The sequence below is a fragment of the Oxobacter pfennigii genome (assembly GCF_001317355.1).
GTDB classification, from domain to species: Bacteria; Bacillota; Clostridia; order Clostridiales; family Oxobacteraceae; genus Oxobacter; species Oxobacter pfennigii.
This window is the reverse complement of record NZ_LKET01000032.1, coordinates 359747-372375: the sequence shown is the minus strand read 5'-3', so window position 1 is coordinate 372375 and position 12629 is coordinate 359747. Positions and strand designations below refer to the sequence as shown.

8 protein-coding genes are annotated in these 12629 nt (G+C 38.4%); 6 read left to right on the top strand and 2 right to left on the bottom strand.

Features of this window, described 5'->3' with window-relative positions; all coding sequences use genetic code 11:
* Positions 1–675 (bottom strand): cell division ATP-binding protein FtsE, encoded by a 675-nt coding sequence (locus tag OXPF_RS11915; RefSeq protein ID WP_054875428.1) that lies wholly within the window; start codon positions 673–675, stop codon positions 1–3.
* Between the two features lie 27 nt (positions 676–702).
* A complete protein-coding gene (locus OXPF_RS11910; RefSeq protein ID WP_054875427.1) occupies positions 703–1818 on the bottom strand; it encodes a coiled-coil domain-containing protein in 1116 nt (371 codons plus the stop codon).
* 157 nt (positions 1819–1975) lie between these two features.
* Between OXPF_RS11910 and OXPF_RS11905 the strand changes: the two genes are divergently transcribed.
* From OXPF_RS11905 to OXPF_RS11880, 6 genes are all read left to right on the top strand, one after another.
* Positions 1976–3919 (top strand): NAD(+) synthase, encoded by a 1944-nt coding sequence (locus OXPF_RS11905; RefSeq protein ID WP_054875426.1) that lies wholly within the window; start codon positions 1976–1978, stop codon positions 3917–3919.
* An 8-nt stretch (positions 3920–3927) separates the two neighbouring features.
* Positions 3928–4887 carry an RluA family pseudouridine synthase gene (locus OXPF_RS11900; RefSeq protein WP_054875425.1) on the top strand — a complete coding sequence of 320 codons (960 nt, stop codon included), beginning with the start codon at positions 3928–3930 and terminating at the stop codon, positions 4885–4887.
* A gap of 165 nt (positions 4888–5052) precedes the next feature.
* Positions 5053–6225 (top strand): transglutaminase-like domain-containing protein, encoded by a 1173-nt coding sequence (locus OXPF_RS11895; protein ID WP_054875424.1) that lies wholly within the window; start codon positions 5053–5055, stop codon positions 6223–6225.
* Between the two features lie 123 nt (positions 6226–6348).
* Entirely contained in the window at positions 6349–8988 is a 2640-nt protein-coding gene (locus tag OXPF_RS11890) for a DEAD/DEAH box helicase (RefSeq protein WP_054875423.1), read from the top strand.
* A gap of 9 nt (positions 8989–8997) precedes the next feature.
* Positions 8998–11049, top strand: coding sequence for an ATP-dependent helicase (locus OXPF_RS11885; RefSeq protein WP_054875422.1), 2052 nt, complete (start codon positions 8998–9000; stop codon positions 11047–11049).
* Positions 11050–11139: 90 nt separating this feature from the next.
* Entirely contained in the window at positions 11140–12327 is a 1188-nt protein-coding gene (locus tag OXPF_RS11880; protein ID WP_054875421.1) for a pyridoxal phosphate-dependent aminotransferase, read from the top strand.
* Positions 12328–12629 lie beyond the last annotated feature (302 nt).

Below are 12629 nucleotides of genomic sequence, written 5' to 3'. Positions count from 1 at the left end.
TTAAGCTTCCTCCAGCCTTTCACAATGAATGCTTCCTTCGCTTATGCGTATATACATGGCTCCTTTTTTGCCCTCGATCAGATGGGTGGCATGGGTTGTTATTATAACTGTCCTGCTATCATTTTTAAAAGAAGCTAAAAGATTTAATATTTTGACGGCATTGTCTGTGTCTAAATTACCTGTGGGTTCATCGGCAAGAATCAATTCAGGTCTTCTGGCTACAGCCCGGGCTATGGCTACCCTCTGGCACTCTCCATAGGACAGGTTTTCCACTAAAGACTGGGCTTTATGAAAAAGACCTACCTCTTTCAATGCAGAAATAGAGTCCTCTTTAATTTGATTATATGTAAAATTCAAAAAACGCATGCCCAGCATTACATTTTCCACAGCCGTCCGTCCCTTTATAAGCTTAAATTCCTGGAATACCGGCCCCATCCTTTGTCTCAGCTTTAATATACCCGATGTGTCTTCTTTCTTTATGGCCTGCCCCAATACATTCAAAACCCCTGACGTGGGGAATTCCATTCCCATCAAAAGCTTTAACAGGCTGGTTTTTCCGGAACCGCTTGGGCCTGTTATATACACCATGCTGCCCTTTATAATTTCAAGGTTTACGTTTTTAAGTCCGATGGTTCCGTCGGAATATATCAAAGAAACATCTTTTGCTTCAATCATTTTATTTGCCTCCAAAAGGGTTGTTATCTAAAATACCGGCTTTATTATAAATTTCAAATGGCCGTCATTGATTTTTAATGACTGAACCCGGCTTTTGCCAATCAAGGGTTCCAGATTCAGGCTTATTTGGCCTTCTTTGAATAAGTCCTCCAATGCATTTGAATCCAAGGCTACTCCATAAAAGCTGCCGCCTTGAGCTTTGAAATTTAATGTATTCCCGTTAATAACCTCAAAGGTGCCCCAAAGCATAAGGTTTAATTGCTGTACATATACTTCAACTCTGTCATTTTTAAAGGTTAATTGCATCAGGGATAAAATGTCATCTTCTTTTGCAATATCATTAAAAATTTCTTCTTCTATTATACCTTCAATGCCTGAAAGTGTAAGCTTAACTTCAATATCATCAAAAGGAATGCGGCCTTCTTCTATAATCCTTGAGAATTCATATGCAATCCCTGAAAACATGATTTTAAGCTCCTGCCAAGAATTCTCAAAGGTTTCTAATTGCTCTTCATAATGCTCCCTCTCTTCATTCAGGGACAAAAGGTAGCTTTCCAGATTACCTTTTAAAAGAAGCTTATTATCAAGGGATTCTTTAAGATTTATGTACATACCTTCGGTATTCCTCAAAGTTTCATCAAGTACTGCCTTTTTAGCACCGAGTTTTTCCCTGCTTTCTTTTAAAGTATTTAACAGGTTTCCGGTATTTCGGGATAAGTCTCTTAAAGTTCCAAGTTTCCACAGCATGGTGTCAAGGCTGTCTGAATTAAGTATGATCTCTATAAATGAGCCGGGGCCTTTACGCTGGTAAACCTTAAGCACTTCACTTAAGGAATTAAGCATAATTTCATATTCTTTTTCTTCCTTTAAGATGGCAGATTCCAACTTTTCAGCTTCTTTTTTAAATTCATTAATTTCCAAAGTCAGCTTTTTTTCTTCTTGTTCCATCATTTTAATTTCATTTGACAGAGAAAATAAGTCTTCCAATATATCCTTTTCCTCCTGGGATATTCCCTGCAATTTCTGCTGTGTACTGCCGGAAGGGAAGGCAGGAACTGCATAAATCCTTAGAGGAAAGTTTATAAATATAAACATTATCAGGAATGAAATTATATAAATTTGTATTTTTTCAATATTGTGCATGGCCAATTCTCCCATTACATCGAAAAAACTTAAGGATAATATGGAGTTTTCTCCAAAAAAGACAAATTTCCTCCCTATATTCCTTTATTTATTTTCAATTAAAGCATAAAATATATCTATATAAGTTTTTGCAATTTTTGATATTTGGAGGATAAGCATGGTTAACAGATATGGATTTGTAAGAGTAGGAGCAGCGGCACCAAAACTTAAGGTTGCAGACCCTGTTTATAACATAAAAGAGATAGAAAATCTTATTTTGAAAGCGGAAGATGAAAATGCTGCAGTTATAACATTTCCCGAACTTTCAATATCTGCCTACACCTGCGGTGATTTATTCGGACAGGAAAGCCTTTTAAAGGCCTGTGACGAGGCAGTAAAGGAGTTATGTACATTTTCAGCCGGAAGGGATATCGTAATTGTAGTCGGGGCACCTGTCAGTTTTATGCAGTTTACCTTCAATTGTGCCGTTGTAATACAAAGAGGGAAAATACTCGGTGTGGTGCCTAAAATGTACATACCTAATTACAGTGAATTTTATGAACGGAGATGGTTTTCTCCGGCAAATACATATAAAGCCGATGAAATAATTTATTGCAATGAAAAAGTCCCCTTTGGAAGGGATATATTATTTCAGAGTGAAAGTTTTGAGGAGCTCACTATAGGCATAGAGGTATGCGAGGATTTATGGTCAGCAATTCCTCCAAGTTCTTATCAGGCCTTATCCGGCGCTACTCTTCTATTAAATGTATCTGCCAGCAATGAATTGGTTAATAAAGCAGCCTACAGAGCCGACCTTGTAAAGCAGCAGAGCGCCAGACTTATAGCCGCCTATGTGTATTCGGCTTCAGGTGTTCATGAGTCCACCACCGACTTGGTATTCAGCGGACATTCCATAATTGCAGAAAATGGCGTGATTTTAGAGCAGGCTGAGAGATTTGAGAGGGAATCCTCATTAATAGTTACAGAAATAGATTTATTAAGACTTAATTCCGAGAGAAGAAAAAACCTTACCTTCAGGGATTCAGAGGAGATAAGCAGTAAAAATTTCAGGAGAATTACATTCAAACAGAAAAAGGCAGAATTGAAAGAGCTGAAAAGAATGGTAAATCCTCATCCTTTCGTACCATCGGATGTAGAATCCAGAAATGAAAGGTGCCGCGAAATATTTAATATACAGGTGGCAGGCCTGGCAAAAAGGATAGAGCATACGGGAAGTACAAAAGCAGTTATCGGCATATCCGGAGGATTGGATTCCACTCTGGCGCTTTTAGTTACATTAAAGACTTTTAATATTTTAAATATGCCTGCAGAGAATATACATACAATAACAATGCCGGGCTTCGGAACTACGGACAGAACCTATAACAATACAATAAAATTGTGCCGGGCATTAAATACCAACTTTAAAGAAGTAAGCATAGTTGAAGCAAGCCTTTTACATTTTAAAGATATCGGACATGACCCGGAAATATTGGATGTAACCTATGAAAACGTTCAGGCAAGAGAGCGGACCCAGATACTTATGGACACCGCCAATAAAATAGGCGGCCTTGTGGTAGGGACGGGAGATTTATCCGAGCTGGCACTGGGCTGGGCTACATATAACGGAGATCACATGTCCATGTACGGAGTCAATGCAAGCGTTCCTAAAACCCTGGTAAGGTACCTGGTAAGATGGGTTGCAGAAAAAGAAATGGATAAGGACACTGCAGCTATTTTGTTTGATATACTGGATACCCCTGTAAGCCCGGAGCTTCTTCCGGCTGACAAATCAGGGCAGATATCCCAGAAAACCGAGGATATTGTCGGGCCTTATGAGCTTCACGATTTCTTTTTATATCACATGATGAAATATGGTGCGACGCCAAAAAAGATAGCTTATTTAGCCAATAACGCTTTTAAGCAAAGCTATAGTACCGATGAAATTAAAAAGTGGATTAAGGTGTTTTACAGGAGGTTCTTTTCCCAGCAGTTTAAGCGCTCCTGCCTGCCTGACGGTCCGAAGGTCGGTACCATAAGCCTTTCTCCGAGGGGAGATTGGAGGATGCCAAGCGACGCTTCAGCCAATATATGGCTTGAGGAAATTGATAATATAAAATAGGTGATAAGTTGAGTAAAATTATAATTACCGCCAATGAGTCAGACCAAAGGCTTGACAGGTTTTTAAGGAAATACCTGAAAACAACTTCCTTGACTGAAATATATAAAATGATAAGAAAAAAAGACATATTGGTTAACGGGAAAAAAGCTGCGGAAAGTTACAGGCTGAAGACGGACGACGAGGTGGAAATAAAAATTTTAAAGCAGCAGGAAAGCTTTAGCTCAATTGTTCCTGCAGGCAGGGATTTTAAAATCACTTTTGAGGATAAAAACCTGTTGGTTGCCGATAAGCCTCCTGAGCTCATACTCCACCCGGATAAAACTCACAAGGAAGATACACTGATTGACCAGGTGCTTTATTACCTGTATGAAGAGGGAAGCTTCGACCCTGAAATCGAGACCACATTTAAACCTGCGGCAGTAAACAGGCTGGATTTAAATACCGGAGGCCTGGTTATCTTTGCTAAAAACTACCCTGCTCTTCAGGAATTAAGCAAGATGATGAGAAACAGAGATATAAAAAAATATTATCAATGCCTGGTTAAAGGTTTTTTTGCCGGGGAGAAGACATATAAAGCATATCTTGATAAGGATACCGAAAAGAATATTGTAAATGTGTCAGAAGATAAAAAAGAAGATTCAAAGGAGATACATACAAAGGCTAAAGCTTTAAAAACAAATGGAGAATACACGCTTTTGGAAATTGAACTCATAACGGGCCGGAGCCATCAGATAAGGGCCCATCTTTCCAGCATGAATTATCCCATAATAGGCGATAAAAAGTACGGCCAAAAGGAAGCTAACGATTATTTTAGGAAAAAATACGGATTGATGCATCAGTTTTTATATGCCTATAGAATTTATTTTGAGGATGCTCCGGAAAATTTAGTTTATCTGAAAGGAAAAAGTATTGAAACAAAGCTCCCCTCTATTTATTCACCCATAATAAAGGAGCTATTCAATGGATAAACAATGGTTTTGAAATTATTGCTAAAGATAAGGCTGAAGCTTTTGAAATGTTAATAATTTGGAAACTTGATGCAAGGGATGAAGGTTCATCCCTTGTTTTGTCTTTTATTATGATATAAAATTATTAGAAGTCGCTTAAATTTATATGCAAGGGGGGTGGGGAGAGTGATTCCTGATTTGAATTTATTAACCCTGTTAGTCATAGTCCTTTTTATGATTTTTCTTTTGAAGGGCTTGAAAAGAAATTTTACTGTAAGTGATATACTCTATTCAATAACCGGCAAAATAGATACTGCATTGTTTATAGGGTCTTTACTATTATCGGTATACCTTACAAAAAAAGTATTGTTTGACGAGGTCAAGGAAGGGATATTTGAAAAAGTATATAGACTTATTCCTTCAAATATAATGAATTATATTATTGATGCCGGAATATTGGTATTTTTAGTTATTACTCCCCTCATACTGCTACTGATATTTTCAGTTCTGGTTTATACAAGGTCATATTTTGATAAGCTGCTTTTTACGCTCTCGGAATTTATGGCAAAAAGAATTGAAGCCATAGGTAAAACTTCAGTGAAGGTGCTGGGAGTAACCCTTGAACTTATAAAAGGTACCGCAGCTGTAATTTGTGCGGTATTTATAATAGGACAGGTATTTATCTTCTTCCCCGGGACAGGCCTTGAGAGTTACGCAAAATCAAGCCGGGCTTATAATTTTATAGATGGATATATAGTATCACCTGTATTAAGAAGCAGTTTAGGCTCTAAGGTGCCTGTTTATCTTAAAGCCTCCATTTCAGCAATTTCTACGGACATAATTGAAAATAAGGTTTTAGGCAATTCAGCAAGTCTTGAGACCTTAAGCTATATAAGATTTCAGTACGAAACCAGGTCAAATGATGAAATAAATGAAAAGGCCAAAGAACTTGTAGGAGATGAAACGGACCAAAGGAAAAAAGCACGTATCCTTTATGAGTGGATTGGAAGCAATATAAATTATGACTGGGATAAATATAAAAATATAATTAATGGCGACAGTGATAAGGACAAATTTGGAGCCATTGAGACTTTTAACACCAGAAAAGGAGTATGTGAGGATTATTCGGACCTTTATGTAGCCATGGCAAGAGCGGTGGATTTAAAGGTGCGAATAGTTGTTGGACAAGGTTATAGCATGGACAGCTGGGCAGGCCATGCCTGGAACGAAGTATATATCGGAGAGGAAGAGAAATGGATACCAATAGATGCTACATGGGCTAACAGCGGAGATTATTTTGACAGCAGCAATTTCTATGATGACCATATCATAGAGGCAGTGGCGGGAGAATGGCAGTAAAATTTGGCTTGAAATTAGTCAATGAGCCTGGTTTTACTGCCATATTTTTTTAAAAGTATTAAACTATTGCTTGTATTCTGATAAAATGTTTGTAGAACATATGTTTTGCACCGGAGGGTAATTATGATAGATTTTAAATTTGATACATACGGAAAAAGAATAACAGGAAGCAAGAGGATACCGCCAAGGCAGCCCATATATGAGAATTTCCCCGAGAGCCTTGATAAAGACATAGTAGATTTTTTCATGAGCCAGGGAATAGATAAGCTTTATTGCCATCAAAAAGAAATGTTTGATAATGCCATGATGGGCAAAAATGCAATCATCACTACATCTACAGCCAGCGGAAAGACCATGAGCTTTCTCCTTCCCGTAATCAATAAAATATTAAAAGACCCGGGAGCCAGGGCCATATTTGTTTATCCGACAAAGGCTTTAGCCCATGACCAGTATAGGAACATGGTCCCTGTACTTGAGCACTTCGGGTTAAAAAAGCTGCAGGCGGGGATATATGATGGCGATACGCCGCCCAATGAAAGGTCCAGAATAAGAAAAAATGCCAATATAATACTGACAAATCCGGAGATGCTGAGTTCATCTTTTTTGCCCAACCATTCCTTGTTTGGCTTTAATCACATTTTTTCAAGGCTTAAATTCCTTGTAATTGATGAGCTTCACGCATACAGGGGGGCCTTCGGCTCTCATATGGCAAACATAATGAGAAGGCTATTAAGAATATGCCGCTATTATAAAAGCAGTCCCCAGTTTCTTTTAAGCTCGGCTACAATTGCAAACCCGGTGGAATTGGCTGAAGGTATTTGCGGAGATAAATTTGTACATATTGAAAAGGACGGTTCTCCTTCGGGAGAAAAGGTAGTTTATTTCTGGCAGCCTCCCTTTATCCGGGATACCCAGTACCGCAAGGGTCCCGAGGAGGAAGCCTCGGAATTAATCCCTGACTTGGTGGATAAGGGCATAAGGTTTATTACCTTTTGCAAAAGCCGCCGGGATGTGGAAGTAGTTTTAAAGGAAACCAGGGACAGGCTTACCAACATGGAAGGAAAGCCGGCCTTGGGAAAAGACTTATCTCACTTAATATCGGGATACAGGGGAGGCTATACTCCCGAGGAAAGAAAGGAAATAGAAGATAAGCTGTCAGCAGGAAAGCTTATGGGGGTAATATCTACCAATGCGTTGGAATTGGGAATTGATATAGGAAAGCTTGATTTATCCATAGTATGCGGATTCCCGGGAACAAAAGCGTCCTTCTGGCAGCAGCTGGGAAGGGCAGGCCGGAGGGGAGAGACAAGCTACGGACTTTTGATATTTGACGTATCCCCCGTTGACCAGTATATTGCCGTCAATAACGACTGGCTGCTTAACAGCGGCGTAGAAAATGCCGTAATTGATAAGAACAATCTTTTCATACAGCTTGCCCATGTAAGGGCTGCCGCTGCGGAACTGCCCCTATCCTTAGACGATGCCGCAATTTTCCCTGATTTAGGAGAAATCGTCCCTGTACTTATAGATGCAAAAGAATTAAAAGGAGAGGACGGAAATTTTCTTTGGTCGGGCAATGAATTCCCGGCAGGAGATTTTAACTTAAGAAATATTAATAACAACACTTACAAGGTTTTAAATAAGGCAAACGGTACTATTATAACGGAAATGGACGAGACGCTGGCCTTCCACGAAGTCCATCCAAAGGCCATATATATTCATGACAGCATGCAATATATCGTGGAGGATTTGGATTTGAAAAACAGGATAGCCACCGTTGTGCCAGTTGATATGAATTATTTTACCATACCCTTTGTTGAGACCGATGTAAATGTATTGAGGGAATTCAAGCACAAGGAAGTTTTTAGAACGACAGAGTACTTTGGCGACGTAAAGGTAAAGGAAGCGGTGCCGGCATATAAGATGGTGCAGTTTCACAACCATCAGAATTTAGGCTTTGAGAGGATTACCATTCCCCTTTATCAGGAGATTGAAACCGAAGGCTTGTGGTTTACGGTGCCTGATGAAGTAGATTTTACATATAACAGCTACACCATGTTCAACTATTATAACGGATTAAAGCACAGCCTCTTAAACGCAGCCATGATGAGGACCATGGCCACCCGTGAGGATATGTCAAGTACTGTGTTTAACACCAAGGATGAAAATGAGGAGGTAAAGAAATCCCACGTACTTTTATATGACCTTTATCCGGGAGGCCTAGGCTTTTCGGAAAAAGCCTATGACTTTGGCTACGATATAATAGAGGATGCAATCATTCTTGTCAATAAATGCAGCTGCGAGGACGGCTGCCCTGCCTGTGTGGGGGATTATCATCTTGATAAAGAGCTCATACTCTGGGGCTTAAAATCCATGTTAAAGGAAACTGAGGAGGTTGTAAGCACCAAAAGGGCTGCAGCACCGCCAAGGGTTATTGAAGAATATGCTTTTGAAATGGAAGAGCTGCCCCAAAGATGGGGTGATTTTATAACACATTTAAGGGAAAAAAGCGAATACCTCCACAGTTTTTTGAGCACTATTGATAAAGCAGAGATTGCAGGAAACAAGCTTTTCCTGGTAACGGATTTTAAATTTTATGAAGAATGGGTTATGGAAGGCAGCAATAAAAAGAAAATTTTAAATACTATAAAAAGATATGTAAAAACTCCATCATCCTTTGAAATAGGAGTTAAATTAATAGACAAGGAGCCGGCAGACATTAAGGATAAAATAATGAGAAGGTATGATGATCTTATAAAGTAGGTGAATTTATTGTACAAGGCAGTGGAATTCTTAAACAGCTATCAAAGAGAGGCTGTTATAAATAATGAAAAGGTTCTTCTTTTGAATTCATGTGTAGGCAGCGGTAAAACCACAGTGCTTGTACATAAGGTTTTATATCTTTATCATGAAAAAAAGATACCCTTAAAGGACATGGTAGTACTGACCTTTACCAACAAAGCTGCACAGGAGATTAAAGCAAGGATTTTGGAATCCGATGCAGTAGGAGAAATCAAAGAAGAGGATTTATTGTTTTTCGGTACCTTTCACAGCGTTGCCAGGCAGCTTTTAAGTACATGCCTTCCCGTTGAAGATTTAGGATACACAAAGGAATTTACCATACTTGATCAAAATGATGCGGAAAGCCTCTTTGACAGGATTATAAATAAATACAGGCTTAATATAAAATACAGAAAAAAGCTTGAAAAAAGGATGGAGGAATATAAAAACGGGGTATCCTTATACGGTGTCATGAAGTATGAGGATGAGATTGAGAAATTCATAGAATGCTTCAGTGAAGAAAAAAAGCTGTTGAACGTTATGGACTTTGGTGATTTGATAAAAAATGCCTCAATATTATTAAAAAATGCTGATTTTAAACCTTCCTGGATAATAATTGATGAATTTCAGGATACGGATATGGACCAGCTTGAAATGATAGACGGTCTTATGGATAAGAACACCCATGTTTTTGCAGTGGGAGACCCAAATCAGGTCATTTACACCTGGAGAGGCAGCAGCCAAAGCTTATTCAATACCTTTAAAGAAAGATACAATGCAAAAGAAATGACGCTACCCATTAATTACCGCTCCACTGCTACAATTTTAGAGGCTGCCAGGGCCTTTATAAATATGCCCCATTCATTGGAGGGTGTCAGGGGAAAAGGAGCTTCTATAATTGTAAAGAGGCATTATAATTCCTTCAATGAGGCCATGTATCTTGTGGATACAATAAAAAAGCTTATTGCTGATGGGATAAAGTATAAGGATATAGCTGTGTTTTACAGAATGCAAAAACAGTCCCAGGTTTTTGAAGATGTTTTTAAAAATCACGGTATACCCTATGAAGTATCCTTAAGAAAAAACATTAAGGATATCCCCGTACTTAACTGGTTTATAAAGCTTTTGAAGGCATCGGTAAACAGCAGGGATGTTGACAGCTTATACTATGTACTGAAGGATGAAAAATATGGATTGGGGCTGACTGCAAAAAAAGCTTCCGCCCTTTATGAAAGCATTAAAAAAGAGGAGTTTAATGATATTCCAGAAATAGTTTTAAAAATCATGGAGTTTAAAACTTGGTGTGAGAACAACAAACCAGAAACAACTGATCTTGAATGTCATCTATATGAATATTTCGATATAGATAATTATATTTCCCCCACCTCCATTTATTATGATGAAGATAAAATATTAATACTTAACTTTTTGAAGGAGCTTATAGATGTATCATTTCATGAAAATACAACCATATTCGAAAGAATAAGAAAGGCAGTGGATTATTCATCGCTATACGGTAAAAGCATAATAAAGGAAAGTATAGATAAAGATAATGACAGCATAAAGCTAATGACTTTGCATGCATCAAAAGGTTTAGAGTTTAAATATGTATTCATAACAGGTGCAAACTACGGCATAATGCCTCTGGGCACAAGGCTTATGGATGAAGAAGAAAAGAGGCTGTTTTTTGTGGGAATCACAAGGGCCATGGATTACCTTGAGATATCCTATCATGCCAATCCCGAGGATTACAGGGCATTGCCCATCGTAAGCCCATATCTTAAGATGATTCCGGAACAACTGATTGAAAGCCAGGAATTAAAAGGCAGGGCTCATGCATTATCCGGCCTAAGAAAAGAAATTAAGAGCAATATGGATAAAAATTCAGCAGAATATATAAAAATGCAAAAAAAAGCCTTGCATCCTAAATACGGTACAGGTTATATTATATCGGAGGAGGGTGAAAATTTTGTTGTGGAATTTGATGGCTACGGCAAAAAAACCTTCTCTAAAAGCTTTTGTCCCTTAAAATTTCTGGATTAAAATGGGACATTCCTTCAGGAGTGTCCTTATAAGCTGGTGACACTTCTCAGAAGAAAGTGGTACCTTACATTAAACTAAGGAGAGAATTACATGGAACTGTCAAGAAAAGGAATGGCAATTGAAGAATCCTTAACGCTGGCGATTACAGCAAAAGCAGCAAAAATGAAAAGTGAAGGCATGGATGTTGTCAGTTTTGGAGCAGGAGAACCGGATTTCAATACCCCGGATGATATACAGGAAAGCGCCATATCTGCTATAAAAGAAGGACTCACAAAATACACCGCTGCATCAGGTATCACAGAGCTTAAAAAAAGCATATGCCAAAAGCTTGAAAAAGAAAATGGTGTTACATATGAAGCCTCACAGATTATAATTTCAAACGGAGCAAAGCATTCTCTTAATAATGCCCTTTTGGCAATATGCAATCCCGGTGATGAAGTCATTGTACCCGTACCTTACTGGGTAAGCTATCCCGAGCTTGTAAAGCTGGCGGATGCAGCGCCCATATATGTTGAAACAAAAGAAGAAGAAGGGTTTAAGTACACTGAAAAATCCCTCCTTGCCGCTATTACGGATAAGACAAAAGCCATTATATTAAACAGTCCCAACAACCCTACCGGAACAATTTATGCCAAGGAAGAATTAGAGATTATTGCAAGGATAGCAGTTGAAAAGGATATAATTATTATATCCGATGAAATATATGAAAAGCTTATATATGACGATTTAAAGCATATAAGCATAGCCTCATTGGGGCAGGAAATCAAGGAGAGGACCATCCTTGTCAACGGAATGTCCAAAGCCTATTCAATGACAGGCTGGAGGATCGGATATGCGGCAGCGGATAAAAGGATTATAAAGATAATGTCGGATATCCAGAGCCATGCCACTTCAAATCCCAGTTCCATTGCTCAATATGCCAGCGTGGCTGCCTTAAGCGGCAATCAGGACACCATCGAAAATATGAGGCAGGAATTTGAAAAAAGAAGAAACTACATGGTTGATAAAATAAATTCCATGCCTCATTTATCCTGCAGAAAGCCGGAGGGAGCCTTTTACGTTATGGTCAATATAAGCAAGGTAAAGGGAAAAACCATAAAGGGCAAATTGATAAAGGATTCCTTAAGCTTTTGCGACGGATTGCTGGAGGAAGTAAGGGTGGCCGCTATCCCCGGCTCCGGCTTCGGAGCCGATGATTATATAAGGCTTTCATATGCCACATCAATGGAAAACATACAAGAAGGATTAAACAGAATAGAAAAATATGTTTCACTGTAAATGTAAGTGGCTCTTTATACTAAACCTCACGGTTGGTGTAAAGAGCTTTTTATATTTTCATTCTTTTGTAAGAGGAAAGACAAATTAAAAAAACAGCTGTAAGGCGGTGATTGTTCACCGCTTACGGATGATCTATTTTATTTAATCATCCATCCCACTTTATTTTTTATCAATATTTATATAATAGTTTAGTTGTATTATTGTTATTTACATGGTAATATTATCCATAAAATATTACAAAGTCTGTAAATGAAATTATACGAATTGGAAATAGATATAAAATCAGAAACAAATATAATCAA